Source organism: Rhodopseudomonas sp. AAP120 (assembly GCF_001295845.1).
Classification (GTDB): domain Bacteria; phylum Pseudomonadota; class Alphaproteobacteria; order Rhizobiales; family Xanthobacteraceae; genus Rhodopseudomonas.
Window position 1 is genome coordinate 1 of the sequence record NZ_LJIC01000169.1, and the last position, 16,954, is coordinate 16,954.

A 16,954-nucleotide genomic window follows, 5' to 3' on the forward strand; every position below is an offset into this window, starting at 1 on the left:
CCCCGGCCTCCGCTTCGCTCGGCCGACCCTCCCCGCAAGGGGGAGGGGTTCAACGACCGCCGTGCTCACATGACCATCACCCCCGCCCTCATGATCCAAGGCACCTGCTCCAATGCCGGCAAGTCGACGCTGGTGGCGGGGCTGTGCCGCGCGCTGGTGCGGCGGGGACTACGCGTGGCACCGTTCAAGCCGCAGAACATGTCGAACAATGCGGCCGTCACCGTCGATGGCGGCGAGATCGGGCGGGCGCAGGCGGTGCAGGCGCGCGCCGCGCGGCTGCCGCCGACCGTGCACATGAATCCGGTGCTGCTGAAGCCTGAGACCGACACCGGCGCGCAAGTGATCGTGCAGGGCCAGCGCTTCGGCCGGCTCGGCGCGCGCAATTTTCTCGACAAGAAGGCGGCGCTGCTGCCGCATGTGCTGGATAGTTTCGCACGGCTGGCGCGTGATGCCGACATCGTGCTGATCGAAGGCGCCGGCTCGCCGGCCGAGATCAATCTGCGCGCCGGCGACATCGCCAATATGGGCTTCGCCCAGGCCGCGAATGTCCCCGTTGTGATCGCCGGCGACATCGAGCGGGGCGGCGTGATCGCCAGCCTCGCCGGCACGCATCTGGTGCTCGACGATAGTGAGCGCGCGCTGGTGCGCGGCTATCTGATCAACAAATTCCGCGGCGACGTCAGCCTGTTCGACAACGGCCTTGTCGCGATCACCGAACTCACTGGCTGGCCACCGCTCGGCGTGGTGCCGTGGCTGCCCAGCGCGGCGTTGCTCCCGGCCGAAGACGCCGTCGACCTCGACCGCGCCCGCGCCTCAGAGGCGACGCGCTTCATCGCGGTGCCGATGCTGGCGCGGATCGCTAATTTCGACGACCTCGATCCGCTCGGCCTCGAGCCCGACGTCAAATTGATCTTCGTGCCGCCGGGCTCGCCGATCCCGGCCGAGGCCGACGTGGTGATCATTCCGGGCAGCAAGTCGACGCTCGGCGATCTCTCCTTCCTGCGCGCGCAGGGCTGGGACATCGACATCGCCGCGCATGTCCGCCGCGGCGGCCATCTGCTCGGGCTGTGTGGCGGCTATCAGATGCTCGGCCGCACGATCGCCGATCCCGATGGTGTCGACGGCGCGCCCGGCACGGTCGATGGCCTTGGTCTGCTCGATATCACCACGATCATGCAGGGCGACAAATCCACCACGCTGGTCAGCGGCACCCACAGCGCCACCGGCGCGCCGGTCGAAGGCTATGAAATTCATCTTGGCCGCAGCTCGGGCCCCGACTGCGCGCGTCCTGTCGTCACCATCGCCGGCCGTCCCGACGGCGCGATCTCGCGCGACGGCCGCGTGCAGGGCACTTATCTGCACGGCCTGTTCACCAACGACGCGTTCCGCAAGGCCTGGCTCGCCGGCCTCGGCATCGCATCGCAGCTCGCTTACGACTCACAGATCGAGAGCGCGCTCGATGCGCTGGCCGATCACCTCGAAGCGCATCTCGACATCGACGCGATGCTGGCGATTGCGCGGACGCGTCACAGCACCAACGCCAGCGCCGCGTAGATCAGCGCCTGCAAGCCGCAGGCCGCAAGTAACAGCCGCAGCGCGCGGCCGATATCCGCCGGCGTCGCGGCGACACGGCCCTCGGCATTGAGCGGCTGATCGTCGACCACTTGCCCGCCATAGACCCGCGGCCCCGCCAGCGCCACACCGAGCGCGCCGGCCGTCGCCGATTCCGGCCAGCCGGCATTGGGCGAACGATGCTTGCTGGCGTCGCGGCGCATCACCGCGAAGGCCTGCTTGACCGATCCGCCGACCACCGGCGCCACCGCGGCGATCAGCAGCCCTGATAACCGCGCCGGAATCAGGTTCAGCACATCATCGAGCCGCGCTGCCGCCCAGCCGAACGAGCGATGCGTCGGCGTCAGATGCCCAATCATCGAATCCGCGGTGTTGACCATCTTGTAGATCAGCAGTCCCGGCAATCCGAACAGCGCCAGCCAGAACACCGGCGCGACGACGCCGTCAGAAAAATTCTCCGCGCAGGATTCGATCGCCGCGCGGCACACCCCGACTTCGTCCAGCACCTCCGGATCGCGGCCGACGATCAGCGACACCTTTTCCCGTGCCTCCGTCAGCCCGCCCTCGGCGAATGCATCACGCACTTTGGCGACGTGTTCGTACAGACTCCGCTGCGCGATCAGCGCCGACGCCAGCGCGCCGAGCGCAATCCAGCTGCCCCAACTTTGCCTCAAGGGGGCCTGCAGCAGAAAACCGATCGCACCTGCCAGCACGACAAGGACAATCACCACTAGGATACCGGCAAATTTTCTCAGCGTCTCGGACCAGGCGTCGCGATTCAGCGCGCGATCGAGCCGACCGATCAGCGCGCCCATCAGCACGACCGGATGCGCCATCCGCTTCCACAGCCAGTCTGGGTCGCCGATCAGCGCGTCGATCAGCAGCGCGACGAGCACGATCAGGAAGGCGTTAGAATCGATCAGCATGTCAGCGCTCCAGGCGCGAAAGTTCGTCGGTGAGCCGGTCGAGCGCATCGGCCAGCATCGGCCCGCCGCACACCGTCAGCTTCTCTGGGATCGCGATCCGCTTCGACGCAGGATAGACCGTTTCCAGCGCCGGGTGCAGCACGAAGGCGCGGCCTTCGTCCTCGGCGAAATCGCTATCTTCCGAGATCAGCAGGAAATCCGGATGCAGCGCGACCACGGCTTCGAGCGTGGCGAAGCCGCCATGCTTGATGCCGAGCTCGCCGGCGGCGTTGACGAGGCCGACCGTGTTCAGCAGCGAGTTGATCAGGCTGTCGCTGCCCGACACCCAGCCGCGCCGCTCCAGCGGCAGCACGCGGAACGGCCTGTCGGACGCGGCTTTCCGCGCCCGCGCCAGCGCTGCATCGATCCGCGCGTTGGCGGCGTCGGCACGGTCGGGATGGCCGACGAGGTCGCCCATCTTGCGGATCTGCGCCTTGACCTCGTCGAGCGTGCGGGCCGCGTCGAACGCGACGACGCGCTGGCCCTGCTGCTGCAGCATCTCGCGAGTCGCGCGCTTGGTGAAGCGGCCCATCACGATGATGTCAGGCTTCAGCATCAGCACGTCTTCGGCCTCGCCCGACAGCTTCGGGAATTGCGCGGCCTTGCCCGCAAGAAACGACCGCGCCTCGTCGCGCGCATAGGGGCTGAGGCCGAGGATCTGCTCCGGATCAGCGAGTGTCAGCAGCAGCTGATCGGTGCAGACGTTGATCGAGGCGATGCGCGGCAACGGCGCGGCCTGTGCGGCCCACGGCAGACACGCGGTCAGCGCCGCTGCAAGAATGAGGCATCGCCGCGCCTGCATCGTCAAACACCGGACCACGGCAGGATCACGCCGCTGTCCTGATAGTCGGCCCGGTAGGCGCTGACGCGGAACACCCGCTGCAGCACGGCGTCCGACAGCGCCTCGTGCGGCGAGCCTTGCGCCGCGAGTCGGCCCGCCGCCATCACCAGCACCGTATCGGCGAAGCGCGCGGCGAGGCCGAGATCGTGCGTCACCACGACCACCAGCGTGCCGACATCGGCCGCCTTGCGCAGCGTCTGCATTACGTCGAGCTGATAGCGCGGATCGAGCGACGCGGTCGGCTCGTCGGCCAGCACCACCGGCGCCTCGACGGCGAGCACGCGCGCCAGGGCGACGCGGCTACGTTCGCCGCCGGATAGTTCGGTGACGAGTCGATCGGCGAACGGCTCCACATCGGTGGCCGCCATCGCCCGCGCCACCGCGCCCGCATCAAGCGGCGATAGTCGCGCCGGATCGGTGGCGCCGTGCGGGAAGCGCCCCAAGGCGACGACGTCGCGCACCGGCAGCGGCCAATGCACCAGATGGCCCTGCGGCAGATAGCCGAACCGTCGCGCGCGCTCGCGCAGCGGCAGCGCAGCGAGCAGATCACCGGCAATGCTCACATCACCGTCGGCCTCGACCAGCCCTGCCAGCGCCCGCAACAACGTCGTCTTGCCGGCGCCGTTCGGGCCGACCAGCGCGACCAAGTGGCCGCGCATCAGCTCCATCGAGACGCCGTGCAGCACAGCGCGGCCCGACAGTGTGACCCGCAGATCGCGGGCCATAAGAAAGGCAGTCATCCGAGCCCTCCGCCCAGCGATCGGCGCTCGCGCACGATCAGATACAGGAAGAACGGCACGCCGATGATCGAGGTCAGAACTCCGACCTTGATATCGGTGGTGGCCGGAATGATCCGCACTGCGATGTCGGCGGCGAGCAGCAGCGCAGCGCCGGCGAGCGCGCTCGGCACCAGCAGCCGCGCCGGATCATGGCCGATCAGCGGTCGCACCAGATGCGGCGCCACCAGGCCGATGAAGCCGATCGTGCCCGACACCGACACGGCCCCGCCGACGCCGAGCGCGACGCCGATGATGACGATCAGCCGCAGCCGCGCGACATCGACGCCGAGGCTCTGCGCGGTTTCCTCGCCGAGACTCAGCGCGCGGAACGCGGCGCGCTGGCTGAGCAGCAGCACTGCGCCCACGACGATGAACGGCAGCGCCAGCATGACATGACGGAAGCTGCGGTCCTCCAGCGAGCCGAGCAGCCAGAACGCGATCTCGAGGCTGGCGAACGGATTGCGCGACAGGTTCATCACCAGCGCGGTCGCGGCGCCGGCGAGGCTGGAGATCGCCAGCCCCGCCAGGATCAACAACAGCAGACTCGCGCCGCGCCCCGCGACTGCCAGCAGCGCGAACACCGAGACGAACGCCATGCTGATCGCCGCGACCGGCAGGGCGTAGGACCGCACATCGGCCCAGCCCAGCGCGATGATCAGCACCGCGCCGAACGCCGCCGATTGCGGCGCGCCGAACAGAGAAGGTGAAGCCAGCGGGTTGCGCAGCAGCCCCTGCAGCGCGGCGCCGGACAGCCCGAGGATCGCGCCGATCGCCAGCGCCAGGATGGCTCGCGGCAGGCGGATCTGCTGCACGATGATCTGCTGCACGTCGCCGCCGCGGCCGGTCAGCCCGTCGATCACCGCGAGTGGTGACAGCTTCACCGGGCCGACGCCGAGCGAGCCGATCGCCAGCAAGGCGACGGCAAACAGCAACGCGGCGGTGACGACCGCCGCGCGCGAAGCCGGATGCGGACGAGCGTCGATCAAACGCTCATTCCCGTGCGACCGGGGCGTCGGCGCCAAGCCGGTGATAGCCATTGAGCCGATAGATGATCGTCGAGATGATCCAGCTCGCGACGAACAACGCGACGATGCCATAGCCGAGCGCACCGAAGTTCTCGTTCAGCTCGGTGATCCATTCCCAGAACGCGCCTTCGAGATGCAGCCGGCCGGCCAGCAAGCCCAGCGTCTCGATGCCGCCGATCACGATCGCCACCAGCACCGACACCGACGTGATCGTCATGTTGTAGTACAGCTTGCGCACCGGATTGCGATAGGCCCAGCCATAGGCGCCGAGCATCAGCACGCCGTCGAGCGTATCGACCAGCGTCATGCCGGCGGCGAACAGCGCCGGGAAAATCAGGATCGACCAGTGCGAGATCGTGCCGGCATTGTTGGCGGCAAGACCGAACAGGCTGATCTCGCTGGCCGTCTCGAAGCCGAGCGCGAACAGCAGGCCGATCGGATAAAGCTGCCAGCTCTTGGAGACGAAGCGAAACAGCGGCCGGAACAGCCGCGCCAGCCAGCCGCGCTGCTGCAGCAGATGATCGATATCGTCGTCGTGCACCGCCTCGCCGGCCCGCACCTTCTTGAACGCCCGATAGACGCCGCTCAGCACCGACAGATTGGCCAGCGCGATCGCGAACAGGAACAGCGCCGACGCCGACGTGCCGATGATGCCGCCGATCTCGCGATAGCCGGCGAAACGCTCGGTGAGCGAATTGGCCGCCACCGCGATCGCCAGTGAGGCCACCAGCACCACGGTGGAATGGCCGAGCGCGAAGAAGAAGCCGACCGCGACCGGGCGCTTGCCTTCCTGCATCAGCTTGCGGGTGACGTTGTCGATCGCCGCGATGTGATCGGCGTCGAGCGCGTGACGCAGGCCGAGGCTGTAGGCCAGCACGGCGGTGCCGATCAACACCGGCTGGCCCGCGAAAGCGGTGAGCGCCCAGGCCCAAGCGGCGATATTGGCGAGCACCAGGCCGCCGAGCACGGCGGTCAGCCGGAGGCGGAATCCATCCGGACGTGCAACGGCGACCGGAGGGTGGGTGAGTGTGTCTGACATGAGAGTCCCCGAACGGTGAGCAGCTTCCTGTCACCCATGCGGCGGACCGCCCCAGCCGCGCGCACCGCACGCTGGAAGATGACGTGGCTCAGGCCGGTCTCCTGGCTCGCGGGTCGTCGCAATCCTTCGCCTTCCCGGCCCGAGTGTGGGTCAGTGGCATGATGAAGGACCGCTCGCCGCCTACAGTTGCGGGCGCAGCGCCGGACTAGGGCGCCACCAAAGGCACCCGCACCGGCTTCCCTGTGCCGGACGATTCCCGGCACACCTGAACGAAACGATCAAAGGCGGGCGGACCTGCTTTGTCAATCGCCGCCTTGGTCGGGCGACCGCATCACGCCGGCGTGGAGAGCTTCAGGCCGATCATGCCGGCGACGATCATCGACAGGCACAGCACGCGCAGCGCGTTGGCTGGCTCGCCATACAGCGCCATGCCGACCACGATGCTGCCGGCAGCGCCGATCCCGGTCCACACCGCATAGGCGGTGCCGAACGGCAGCGACTTCAGGGCGATGCTCATCAGGCCGAAACTGGCGGCGATCGCCACCAGGGTGCCGAGCGCGGGCCAGAATTTCGTGAAGCCGTCCGAGTGCTTCAGTCCCAGCGCCCAGACGATCTCCATCAGGCCCGCGGCAAGCAGCGCGAGCCAGCCCGTCATGCCGGACGGCGCGCCGGCAGCGTCAGCACCGCGGCCTGCGCGTAGCCGCGATACGGCCGGTCGAATTGAAGGCCGGCTCCGGTGCGCACCGCGATCTGCATCAGAGTGGCTTCGAGCTGATCACGCGGCGTCACGCCGAACAGCGCCAGCCAATGCCGCAGCGCCCGGCGAGCAAAGCCAGGCAGTCCCGACTGATCGCCGAAATCGACGATATGCAGTTGGCCGCCCGGCTTCAGGCTGGCGATCGCGTGCTCGATCACCGCGGTCCAGTCCGGGATCATCGACAGGCTGTAGGAGATCATCACCCGGTCGAACGCCACCGGCTGGCCGAACACGCCCTGGGCGGTGAAGTTGGTGGCGTCACCATGCGCCACCTTGGCCCTGCCACTGACGCCGGCACGTGCGATCGCGCCGATCGCAGAGGTCAGCATCTCGGTCGACACGTCGAAACCGTAGAACCGTGCCTCGGGATAGCGCAACGCCGCCGCGACCAGATTGCGGCCGGTGCCGCAGCCGATCTCGAGCACATGGCCGCCGACCGGCGGCGTCAGGCCGACGATCAGTTCGTTACGGCCAAGAAGATAGTACCGCCGCGTGATGTCATAGATATGCCGCTGATAGCGATACATCCGGTTCATCCGCGTAGTGGCGTCGACCGGCCAGGACGGATCACCTGTTATTTCCGAGCGGATCATCGTCATGGAATGCACCCTCGAGCAGGGGGAATCGTCTGTCATCCATGCGATTTTGCGACGACAGCGTGATGACACCCCGCGATGATCGCGGCGCAGACTGTCGCAAAACTGCATTGCTACGCGGCTATTCTCGACCGATGACCGAGTCGAGGACGGTATGAATACGCAGCAACTCATCGCGGACGCGGTCCGCAACAGCAAGGATCGCAGCGAGTCGACGATCTGGGACCGTCTGTTTTCGATCTGGTTCCGCCGGCTGGTGTACACTCAGATCTGGGAAGACCCCGAGGCGGATCTTGCTGCACTGCAACTCCCGATCGGCTCGACTATCGTGACGATCTCGTCCGGCGGCTGCAACGCGTTGTCGTATCTGACCGCCAAGCCGGCCCAGGTGTTCGCGGTCGATCTCAACGAAGCGCATCTGGCGCTACTCAAGCTGAAACTCGCGGGGCTGCGGGCGCTGCCCGACTACGATCAGTTCTGGCGCTTCTTCGGCGAAGGTGAAGCCGACGACAACGCCGAGCTGTATCGGCAGCGTCTGCGGCCGCAGCTCGATCGCGACGCCCGCAGCTACTGGGACGAACGCGATTTCCGCGGCCGGGCACGCTATCGTTACTTCACCGACGGCTTCTACAGGCACGGCGCGCTCGGCAGCTTCATCGGCTTCGCGCATCTGTTGGCGAAATTCGCCAAGATCGATCTGAAGGCCCTGCTCGAAGCGGCGCCTGACTCGCCGGAGCGGCAGGACGCCCTGCGCAGGGTCGACCAGCTGTTTCATTCCGGCTTTGCGCGGCTGCTGACCCGTACGCCGGCGCTGCTGTTCAGCCTCGGCATTCCGCCGCAGCAGCGCGATCTGCTCGGCGGCGATCAGCCGCTGAACGAGGTGCTGCATCAGCGGCTGCTGCGACTGATCAACGTCTACCCGAACGAGACCAATTACTTCGCCTGGCAGGCGTTGAGCCGGCGCTATCCTGGGCCTGGCGACGAATGCCTGCCGCTGTATCTGCAGAAGAGCCGCTATGCGCAGATGCGCTCGGGCGCCGGACTGATCATTCCGGTGCATGAAAACCTGCGGGTGTTTCTCGAAAGCCTGCCGGCCCGGCAGATCGACGCCGTCGTCCTGCTCGACTCGCAGGACTGGATGGCGCCGGATGAAATCCGCGCGCTGTGGGACGCGATCGACCGCTCCGGCAAGGATTCGGTGCGGGTGATCTTCCGCACCGCCGGCGCCGAGTCGCCGCTGGAGACCGAGGCGCTGGCGCCGCTGCAGCAGGTCTGGCAGCGCGACGCCGAGCGTAGCGCGATCGGCTTCGACCGCGACCGCTCCGGCATCTACGGCGGCTTCCACTGCTACGCACGGCGGTCGACGAGCGCAGCCTGAGGCCCGAAGTGATCTGAAAGAACCATCCGATTTGATTCAGCTCAAGCTGGGCTTGTCATAATCGGCTACTGAAATACCTGACGATGCTTGGCGCGATTATGCTGTTTGTGGCGCGCGGGGCTTCGTCTCTCCCCTGACTGGCCCCGCGCTTCCGATGCCGCAATCGGGAGGCGGGGTTTTATCTGGCAGGAGGCCGCATCGCTGCCCTCCCGCGGCGATGTCGAGGCCGCCTTGCCGAGGCTCGCCTGTTCGGGCAAAAGTCCCTCCTCTTCAGAAAAATTCCGAGGGACGGATTTGATCGACAAGCTCGAGCTGCTGCTTGCGCTCGCCAAGGAACGGCACTTCGGCCGCGCCGCCGAGGCCTGCGGCGTGACCCAGCCGACGATGTCGACCAGCATCAAACAACTGGAAGAGATCCTGGGCGTGATGCTGGTGCAGCGCGGCTCGCGCTTTCTCGGCTTCACGCCGGAAGGCGAACGGACGCTGGAATGGGCGCGCCGGATCGTCGCCGACACCCGGGCGATGAAGCAGGACATCGGCGCGCTGAAAGCGGAACTGTCCGGAGACCTGCGGATCGCGGCGATCCCGACCGTGCTCGGCATGGTGGCATCGCTGACCACGCCGTTCCGCGCGCGGCATCCCGACGTCCGCTTCAGCATCATCTCCTGCACATCCTCCGAAGTGTTGGGATTGCTGGAGAATCTCGAGGCCGACGCCGGGCTGACCTACATCGAGAACGAGCCGCTCGGCAAAGTCCGCAGCGTTCCGCTGTACCAGGAGAGCTATCGGCTGATCACCTCGCCGGACGGGTTGTTCGGTGATCGCGAGCAAGTGACCTGGAAAGAAGTCGGCCAGGTTCCGCTCTGCCTGTTGACGCCGAACATGCAGAACCGCCGGATCATCGATCGCGCGCTGCGCGCCGCCGGCACCATCGCGCATCCCACGCTGACCTCGAATTCGATCATCGTGCTCTATACGCACGTTAAAACCGGGCGCTGGGCCAGCGTGATGCCCGCCAAACTGGCCGAAACCCTGGGATTGGGCGATGGCGTCCGCACCATTCCGATCGTCGATCCGGTGGTGTCCTACAGCATCGGCCTGGTCGTGCCGCCGCGCGAGCCCTACACCCCGCTGGTCGCCGCGCTGATGCAGGTCGCGCGGGAAGTTGCGCCCTCCCTGCAGTCCTAGCCGTCCCACGATACCGTTTCCGTATCGCAGCATGTGACAGCTTTATTGATTCCTTGAACGATTCTTATTCTCATCGGTCCCGAACAAAGCCGGGAAGAAATGCCGATGCGCCACGAAGCTTGGGAACCGACACGTGCGGGCGAGATCATCGCCGCGCTGGCGCACAAGGAAGGACCGATGCTGGTCATTCTGCACGCCTTGCAGGAGGCGTTCGGCTATGTGCCGGAGGCCGCCGTGCCGATGGTGGCGCAGGCGCTGAACCTGTCGCGCGCCGAGGTGCATGGCGTCGTCAGCTTCTATCCGGATTTTCGCCGCGAGCCGCCGGGCCGGCATGTGCTGAAGCTGTGCCGCGCCGAGGCTTGCCAGGCCGCGGGCGGCGACGCGCTGGCGGTGCATGCGGAGACGCGGCTCGGCGTCGCGTTCGGACAGACCTCTGCGGATGGTTCGGTGACGCTGGAGCCGGCGTATTGCCTCGGGCTGTGCGCCACCGCACCGGCCGCAATGCTGAACGATCGCGTGGTCGGACGGCTTGATACCAAGCGGCTGGATCGGTTGATGGCGGAGGCGCAGCAATGACGCTCCGTGTCTTTATCCCCCGTGATTCCGGGGCTTTGGCGGTCGGTGCGGATGAGGTCGCGGCCGAACTCAACCGCGTCGCGCATGAGCGCGAGCTCGGCCTCGATCTGGTAAGGCCCGGCTCGCGCGGCCTGTATTGGCTGGAGCCGATGCTCGAGGTTGAAACGCCGGCCGGGCGCGTCGCGTTCGGCCCGGTGACGCCGGAGGACGTGCCGGGCATCCTCGATGCGGTCATCAACGATGGGCCGCATCCACTGAAGCAGGGGCTGACTGAAGAGATTCCGTGGCTGAAGCGGCAGACGCGGCTGACTTTCGCCCGCTGCGGCATTGTCGACCCGCGCTCGATCGATGATTACCGGGCCCATGGTGGCTATCGCGGGCTCGAACGCGCTTTGAAAATGAGTTCCGATGCCATCATCGATGATGTGGCAAAGTCGGGGCTGCGCGGCCGCGGCGGCGCCGGATTTCCGACCGGCATCAAATGGCGCACCGTGGCCCAGGCCGGTCGCGGCCAGAAATACATCTGCTGCAACGCCGACGAAGGAGACAGTGGTACCTTCGCCGACCGGATGCTGATGGAGGGCGATCCCTTCATGATCATCGAGGGCATGACCATCGCCGGTATCGCGGTCGGGGCCACGAAGGGTTACATCTACATCCGCTCGGAATACCCCCACGCCGTCGAGACCATGAACGCCGCGATCGCGAGCGCGCGGCGCACCGGATTCCTCGGCGACAACATTTGCCACTCGACCGACTCGTTTGACATCGAAGTGAGAGTCGGCGCCGGCGCCTATATCTGCGGCGAAGAGACGTCGATGCTGGAGAGCCTCGAGGGCAAGCGCGGCACCGTCCGTGCGAAGCCGCCGCTGCCGGCGCATCATGGCTTGTTCGGCCGGCCGACCGTGATCAACAACGTGCTGACGTTCTCGGCGGTGCCGTACATTCTCGACGGCGGCGCGCAGGCTTATGCGGATTGCGGCATGGGCCGTTCGCGCGGCACCAAACCGATCCAGCTTGCTGGCAATATCAAGCATGGCGGACTGTTCGAAGTCGCGTTCGGCATCACGCTCGGCGAGCTCGTCGACGAGATCGGCGGCGGCACGTTGAGCGGCCGGCCGGTGCGCGCGGTCCAGGTTGGAGGTCCGCTCGGCGCTTACTTCCCGCGCGCGCTGTTCGATACGCCGTTCGACTACGAAGCTTTTGCGGCGCGGAGCGGCATGGTCGGGCATGGCGGCGTCGTGGTGTTCGACGACACCGTCGACATGGCCAAGCAGGCGCGGTTCGCGATGGAATTCTGCGCCCACGAATCCTGCGGCAAGTGCACGCCGTGCCGGATCGGCTCGACCCGCGGCGCCGAGACCGTCGACAAGATCATCGCAGGCGACAAGCCGGCGGCGAACATCGCCGTGCTCGAAGACCTCTGCAACACCATGAAGTTCGGCTCGCTGTGCGCGCTCGGCGGATTGGCGCCGATCCCGGTGCTCAGCGCGCTGACGCATTTCCCGGAAGATTTCGGCCTCGCGCCGCGCCGCCTGCAGGCCGCGGAATAAAGGACGCCCCATGGCTCTGGTCCACGAAACCGACTTCGGCACGCCGCGCTCGCTCTCTGACAAGATGGTGACGCTGACGATCGACGGCCGCAGCGTCAGCGTGCCCGAGGGCACCTCGATCATGCGCGCCGCGATGGAGATCGGCACCGCCATTCCGAAACTCTGCGCCACCGATATGGTCGACGCATTCGGGTCGTGCCGACTGTGCCTGATCGAGATCGACGGCCGCAGCGGCACGCCGGCGTCGTGCACCACGCCGGTCGCCGACGGCCTCGTGGTTCACACCCAGACCGAGCGGCTGAAGCAGATCCGCAAAGGCGTGATGGAGCTGTACATCTCCGATCACCCGCTCGACTGCCTGACCTGCTCGGCCAATGGCGATTGCGAGCTGCAGGACATGGCCGGCGCAGTCGGCCTGCGCGACGTGCGCTACGGCACCTCCGGCGAGAAGCATCCCAATCCGGGGCTCGACGAGTCCAACCCGTACTTTACCTACGATCCGTCGAAGTGCATCGTCTGCTCGCGCTGCGTTCGTGCCTGCGAAGAAGTGCAAGGCACCTTCGCGCTGACGATCGCCGGCCGCGGCTTCGACTCCGTGGTCTCGCCGGGCATGCAGGAGAGCTTCCTCGGCTCCGAATGCGTGTCCTGCGGCGCCTGCGTACAGGCCTGCCCGACTGCGACGCTGAACGAGAAGAGCGTGATCGAGATCGGCACGCCGGAACGCTCGGTGGTGACCACCTGCGCGTATTGCGGTGTCGGCTGCACCTTCAAGGCCGAAATGCGCGGCGAAGAGCTGGTCCGCATGGTGCCCTACAAGGACGGCAAGGCCAATCGCGGCCATTCCTGCGTCAAGGGCCGCTTCGCCTGGGGTTACGCCAACCACAAGGAGCGCATCCTCAACCCGATGATCCGCTCCAGCATCAGCGAGCCGTGGCGCGAAGTGAGCTGGGACGAAGCGTTCAGCTACGCGGCGTCCGAGTTGAAGCGGATCCAGGCGAAGTATGGCCGCGACTCGATTGGCGGCATCACCTCGTCGCGCTGCACCAATGAAGAAACCTTCCTGGTGCAGAAGCTGATCCGCGCCGGCTTCGGCAACAACAATGTCGATACCTGCGCCCGCGTCTGCCATTCGCCGACCGGCTACGGCCTGTCGACCGCGTTCGGCACCTCGGCCGGGACGCAGGATTTCGACTCGGTCGAACACGCCGACGTGGTGATGATCATCGGCGCCAACCCGACCGACGGCCACCCGGTGTTCGGCTCGCGCCTCAAGAAGCGGCTGCGCCAGGGCGCCAAGCTGATCGTGGTCGATCCGCGCCGCATCGACCTGGTGCGCTCGGCGCATATCGAGGCCGCGCAGCATCTGCCGCTGAAGCCCGGCACCAACGTCGCGGTGCTGACCGCGCTCGCCCACGTGATCGTCACCGAAGGCCTCGCCAACGAAGCCTTCGTGCGCGAGCGCTGCGACTGGAGCGAATACGAGCACTGGGCGGCGTTCGTGTCCGACGAAAAGCACAGCCCGGAAGCGACGGCTGCCTTCACCGGCGTTGATCCGCAGGCGCTACGCGAAGCCGCGCGGCTCTACGCCACCGGCGGCAACGGCGCGATCTATTACGGACTCGGCGTCACCGAGCATAGCCAGGGCTCGACCACCGTGATGGCGATCGCCAATCTGGCGATGGCCACCGGCAATCTCGGCCGGCCGGGCGTCGGCGTGAACCCGCTGCGCGGCCAGAACAACGTGCAAGGCTCGTGCGACATGGGCTCGTTCCCGCACGAACTGCCGGGCTATCGGCACATCTCGACCGACGCGGTGCGCGAAAGCTTCGAGGCGCTGTGGAACGTCAAGCTCGACAACGAGCCGGGCCTGCGTATTCCCAACATGCTCGACGCCGCGGTCGACGGCTCGTTCAAGGCGCTGTACGTGCAGGGCGAGGACATCCTGCAGTCCGATCCGAACACCAAGCACGTCGCCGCCGGTTTGGCTGCGATGGAATGCGTCATTGTCCACGACCTGTTCCTCAACGAGACCGCCAACTACGCCCACATCTTCCTGCCGGGCTCGACCTTCCTGGAGAAGAACGGCACCTTCACCAATGCCGAGCGCCGCATTCAGCGCGTCCGCAAGGTGATGACGCCGAAGAACGGGCTGGAAGACTGGGAAGTGACGCTGAAGCTGGCCGAAGCGGTCGGCTACAAGATGGACTACACGCATCCGTCGCAGATCATGGACGAAATCGCGGCGCTGACCCCGACCTTCGCGGGCGTGTCGTACGATCGCCTCGAAGAACTCGGCTCGATCCAGTGGCCGTGCAACGAGCGCGCGCCCGAAGGCACCCCGGTGATGCACATCGATGCCTTCGTGCGCGGCAAGGGCAAGTTCGTCATCACCGAATATGTCGCCACCGACGAGCGCACCGGGCCGCGCTTCCCGCTGCTGCTCACCACCGGGCGCATCCTGTCCCAATACAATGTCGGCGCGCAGACGCGGCGCACCGCCAACACGGTGTGGCACGAAGAGGACCGGCTCGAGATCCATCCGCACGACGCCGAACAGCGCGGCGTGCGCGACGGAGATTGGGTGCGGCTCGCCAGCCGCGCCGGCGAAACCACGCTGCGGGCGCTGATCACCGACCGCGTCGCGCCGGGCGTCGTCTACACCACGTTCCATCACCCGGACACGCAGGCCAACGTCGTCACCACCGAATATTCGGATTGGGCCACCAACTGCCCCGAATACAAGGTGACGGCCGTGCAGGTGGCGCCGTCCAATGGCCCGTCGGATTGGCAGCGCGACTACAATCAGCAGGCGACCGCCGCGCGCCGGATCGCGGCGCCGGCCGAAGCCGCGGAGTAATGATGAAGCGGACGGTCCACACCGCGTCGACCAAAGTCTGGCGCAACGGCCGGATGCAGGACGGCGCGCGCGCCATCCCCGAGGAGACGCCGGTCGCGATCGCCTACAATGGCGGGGTCCAGGCGGTGATGATGGCGACGCCGGCCGATCTCGAGGACTTCGCGATCGGCTTCAGCCTCTCCGAAGGCGTGGTCGAGTCGCGCGCGCAGATCGAGTCGCTGGAGATCGTGCCGCATGACGATGGCACCGAACTGCGGATGTGGCTCGGCGGCGACGTCGCCGACAAGCTGCAGCAGCGCCGCCGCCACATCGCCGGCCCGACAGGCTGCGGCCTGTGCGGCGTCGATTCGATCGCCGAGGCGGTCCGTCCGGTCGCGGTGGTCGGCAAGGGGCGGACATTCACGCCGCAGCGGATCATCGCCGCGATCGATGCGATGCCGCCGCTGCAGACCCTCAACGTCGAGACCCGCGCGGTGCACGCCGCCGCCTACTACACCCCGGCACGCGGCATCGTGGCGCTGCGCGAGGACGTCGGCCGCCATAATGCGCTGGACAAGCTCGCTGGCGCGATCGCCCGGCAGGACATCGATGCGACCAGCGGCATCGTACTGCTGACCAGCCGCGTCTCGGTCGAGATGGTGCAGAAGACCGCGGCGATCGGCGCGACCGTGCTGGTCGCAGTGTCGGCGCCGACCGCACTCGCCGTCAAGATGGCCGAGGCCGCCGGCATCACGCTGGCGGCGATCGCGCGCTCCGACGGCTTCGAGATCTTCACCCATCCGCACCGGATCGACACGCACCACAAGGGAGCCGCCGATGTCGCCTGACCGGCTGGTCTACATGGCCAATCAGATCGGCACGTTCTTTCGCAGCCAGGGCGCCGACAAGGCGGTGCCGGGCATCGCCGAACATCTGAAGAAATTCTGGGAGCCGCGGATGCGCAGCGCGATCATCGCGCATCTCGATTCCGGAGGGGAAGGTCTGGAGCCCGACGTGCGGGCTGCGGTGGAGGCGCTGAGGCCGGCCAAGTAACACGGCCGAACAATCTGCAGCCCGAAAACGGGCGCTCAAAGGGGAAGGAAACACCATGGCAACCTTGGAAGGGACCGGACGCCTGTCCGGCGTACGCCCGGGCTTACTCGATCGCGAACGCATCATTGCCACCGCCGGCTTCAATCGCTGGCTGGTGCCGCCGGCCGCGCTCTGCATTCATCTGTGTATCGGCATGGCGTACGGCTTCAGCGTGTTCTGGCTGCCGCTGTCGCGCGCCGTCGGCCTGTCGGCGCCGAAGGTGTGCGGCGACATGACGATCATCCAGGAACTGTTCACCACCACCTGCGACTGGCGCGTCGCCAGCATGGGGTGGATGTACACGCTGTTCTTCGTGCTGCTCGGCGCCTCGGCGGCGATCTGGGGCGGCTGGCTCGAGCGCGTGGGACCGCGCAAGGCCGGCTTCGTCTCGGCCGTGTGCTGGTCGGGCGGCCTGGTGCTCGGCGCCATCGGCATCTACACGCATCAACTCTGGCTGCTGTGGCTCGGCTCCGGCGTGATCGGCGGCATCGGGCTGGGGCTCGGCTACATCTCGCCGGTGTCGACGCTGGTGAAGTGGTTCCCGGATCGCCGCGGCATGGCGACCGGCATGGCCATCATGGGCTTCGGCGGCGGCGCCATGATCGGCGCCCCGCTCGCCAACATGCTGATGAACTACTTCAAGACCCCGACCGACGTCGGCGTCTGGCAGACCTTCCTGGTGATGGGGCTGATCTACTTCGTGTTCATGACGATCGGCGCTTTCGCCTATCGCATCACGCCGCCGAACTGGCGGCCC

Annotated in this window: 16 protein-coding genes and 1 riboswitch; of the genes, 9 read left to right on the top strand and 7 right to left on the bottom strand. The window is 67.0% G+C overall.

The window, feature by feature from the left end; all coding sequences use genetic code 11:
- Positions 1-69: 69 nt before the first annotated feature.
- Entirely contained in the window at positions 70-1,554 is a 1,485-nt protein-coding gene (locus tag IP86_RS23575; RefSeq protein ID WP_054164874.1) for a cobyric acid synthase, read from the top strand.
- On the opposite strand, the gene cbiB is transcribed toward IP86_RS23575, so the two are convergent.
- The 7 genes from cbiB to IP86_RS23610 all read right to left on the bottom strand — a co-directional run bounded on the left by cbiB (position 1,527) and on the right by IP86_RS23610 (position 7,577).
- The gene (cbiB, locus tag IP86_RS23580; protein WP_054164875.1) at positions 1,527-2,498 is read right to left on the bottom strand and encodes an adenosylcobinamide-phosphate synthase CbiB; all 972 of its coding nucleotides are present in this window, start codon (positions 2,496-2,498) and stop codon (positions 1,527-1,529) included. The two genes, IP86_RS23575 and cbiB, sit on opposite strands and share 28 nt — an antisense overlap.
- A 1-nt stretch (position 2,499) precedes the next feature.
- A complete protein-coding gene (locus IP86_RS23585; protein ID WP_054164876.1) occupies positions 2,500-3,339 on the bottom strand; it encodes an ABC transporter substrate-binding protein in 840 nt (279 codons plus the stop codon).
- Positions 3,340-3,341: 2 nt separating this feature from the next.
- On the bottom strand, positions 3,342-4,118 hold the full coding sequence (locus IP86_RS23590) for an ABC transporter ATP-binding protein (RefSeq protein ID WP_054164877.1): 777 nt from the start codon (positions 4,116-4,118) through the stop codon (positions 3,342-3,344).
- Complete coding sequence (locus tag IP86_RS23595) at positions 4,115-5,140, bottom strand: FecCD family ABC transporter permease (RefSeq protein WP_054164888.1); 1,026 nt, start codon at positions 5,138-5,140, stop codon at positions 4,115-4,117. Before IP86_RS23595 ends, IP86_RS23590 begins: the two co-directional genes overlap by 4 nt.
- Positions 5,141-5,147: 7 nt before the next feature.
- A complete protein-coding gene (locus IP86_RS23600; RefSeq protein WP_054164878.1) occupies positions 5,148-6,221 on the bottom strand; it encodes a HoxN/HupN/NixA family nickel/cobalt transporter in 1,074 nt (357 codons plus the stop codon).
- A gap of 74 nt (positions 6,222-6,295) precedes the next feature.
- Positions 6,296-6,505, bottom strand: a riboswitch (cobalamin riboswitch).
- Positions 6,506-6,552: 47 nt separating this feature from the next.
- The gene (locus IP86_RS23605) at positions 6,553-6,876 is read right to left on the bottom strand and encodes a DMT family transporter (protein WP_054164879.1); all 324 of its coding nucleotides are present in this window, start codon (positions 6,874-6,876) and stop codon (positions 6,553-6,555) included.
- Entirely contained in the window at positions 6,873-7,577 is a 705-nt protein-coding gene (locus IP86_RS23610; protein ID WP_054164880.1) for a class I SAM-dependent methyltransferase, read from the bottom strand. Before IP86_RS23610 ends, IP86_RS23605 begins: the two co-directional genes overlap by 4 nt.
- A gap of 151 nt (positions 7,578-7,728) precedes the next feature.
- Here IP86_RS23610 and IP86_RS23615 point away from each other — a divergent pair, with 151 nt between their 5' ends.
- The 8 genes from IP86_RS23615 to IP86_RS23650 all read left to right on the top strand — a co-directional run.
- The gene (locus IP86_RS23615; protein WP_054164881.1) at positions 7,729-8,952 is read left to right on the top strand and encodes a BtaA family protein; all 1,224 of its coding nucleotides are present in this window, start codon (positions 7,729-7,731) and stop codon (positions 8,950-8,952) included.
- A gap of 294 nt (positions 8,953-9,246) precedes the next feature.
- A complete protein-coding gene (locus tag IP86_RS23620; protein ID WP_054164882.1) occupies positions 9,247-10,140 on the top strand; it encodes a LysR family transcriptional regulator in 894 nt (297 codons plus the stop codon).
- 105 nt (positions 10,141-10,245) lie between these two features.
- Positions 10,246-10,716 carry a formate dehydrogenase subunit gamma gene (locus IP86_RS23625; RefSeq protein ID WP_082364228.1) on the top strand — a complete coding sequence of 157 codons (471 nt, stop codon included), beginning with the start codon at positions 10,246-10,248 and terminating at the stop codon, positions 10,714-10,716.
- Entirely contained in the window at positions 10,713-12,269 is a 1,557-nt protein-coding gene (locus IP86_RS23630) for a formate dehydrogenase beta subunit (protein ID WP_054164884.1), read from the top strand. The genes IP86_RS23625 and IP86_RS23630 overlap by 4 nt, the downstream gene beginning before the upstream one ends.
- Positions 12,270-12,279: 10 nt before the next feature.
- On the top strand, positions 12,280-15,126 hold the full coding sequence (gene fdhF, locus IP86_RS23635; protein WP_054164885.1) for a formate dehydrogenase subunit alpha: 2,847 nt from the start codon (positions 12,280-12,282) through the stop codon (positions 15,124-15,126).
- On the top strand, positions 15,126-15,953 hold the full coding sequence (gene fdhD, locus IP86_RS23640; protein WP_054164886.1) for a formate dehydrogenase accessory sulfurtransferase FdhD: 828 nt from the start codon (positions 15,126-15,128) through the stop codon (positions 15,951-15,953). Before fdhF ends, fdhD begins: the two co-directional genes overlap by 1 nt.
- Positions 15,943-16,158 carry a formate dehydrogenase subunit delta gene (locus tag IP86_RS23645; RefSeq protein ID WP_054164887.1) on the top strand — a complete coding sequence of 72 codons (216 nt, stop codon included), beginning with the start codon at positions 15,943-15,945 and terminating at the stop codon, positions 16,156-16,158. The genes fdhD and IP86_RS23645 overlap by 11 nt, the downstream gene beginning before the upstream one ends.
- 55 nt (positions 16,159-16,213) lie before the next feature.
- A partial coding sequence (locus IP86_RS23650; protein ID WP_156332606.1) for an MFS transporter occupies positions 16,214-16,954 on the top strand: 741 nt, incomplete at its 3' end.

Excerpts from the sequence above, each read along its gene's own strand:
- IP86_RS23575 (WP_054164874.1), top strand. The coding sequence starts at position 70 with ATGACCATCACCCCCGCCCTCATGATCCAAGGCACCTGCTCCAATGCC.
- cbiB (WP_054164875.1), bottom strand. The coding sequence starts at position 2,498 with ATGCTGATCGATTCTAACGCCTTCCTGATCGTGCTCGTCGCGCTGCTG.
- IP86_RS23585 (WP_054164876.1), bottom strand. The coding sequence starts at position 3,339 with ATGCAGGCGCGGCGATGCCTCATTCTTGCAGCGGCGCTGACCGCGTGT.
- IP86_RS23590 (WP_054164877.1), bottom strand. The coding sequence starts at position 4,118 with ATGACTGCCTTTCTTATGGCCCGCGATCTGCGGGTCACACTGTCGGGC.
- IP86_RS23600 (WP_054164878.1), bottom strand. The coding sequence starts at position 6,221 with ATGTCAGACACACTCACCCACCCTCCGGTCGCCGTTGCACGTCCGGAT.
- IP86_RS23605 (WP_054164879.1), bottom strand. The coding sequence starts at position 6,876 with ATGACGGGCTGGCTCGCGCTGCTTGCCGCGGGCCTGATGGAGATCGTC.
- IP86_RS23610 (WP_054164880.1), bottom strand. The coding sequence starts at position 7,577 with ATGACGATGATCCGCTCGGAAATAACAGGTGATCCGTCCTGGCCGGTC.
- IP86_RS23615 (WP_054164881.1), top strand. The coding sequence starts at position 7,729 with ATGAATACGCAGCAACTCATCGCGGACGCGGTCCGCAACAGCAAGGAT.
- IP86_RS23625 (WP_082364228.1), top strand. The coding sequence starts at position 10,246 with ATGCGCCACGAAGCTTGGGAACCGACACGTGCGGGCGAGATCATCGCC.
- IP86_RS23630 (WP_054164884.1), top strand. The coding sequence starts at position 10,713 with ATGACGCTCCGTGTCTTTATCCCCCGTGATTCCGGGGCTTTGGCGGTC.
- fdhF (WP_054164885.1), top strand. The coding sequence starts at position 12,280 with ATGGCTCTGGTCCACGAAACCGACTTCGGCACGCCGCGCTCGCTCTCT.
- fdhD (WP_054164886.1), top strand. The coding sequence starts at position 15,126 with ATGATGAAGCGGACGGTCCACACCGCGTCGACCAAAGTCTGGCGCAAC.
- IP86_RS23645 (WP_054164887.1), top strand. The coding sequence starts at position 15,943 with ATGTCGCCTGACCGGCTGGTCTACATGGCCAATCAGATCGGCACGTTC.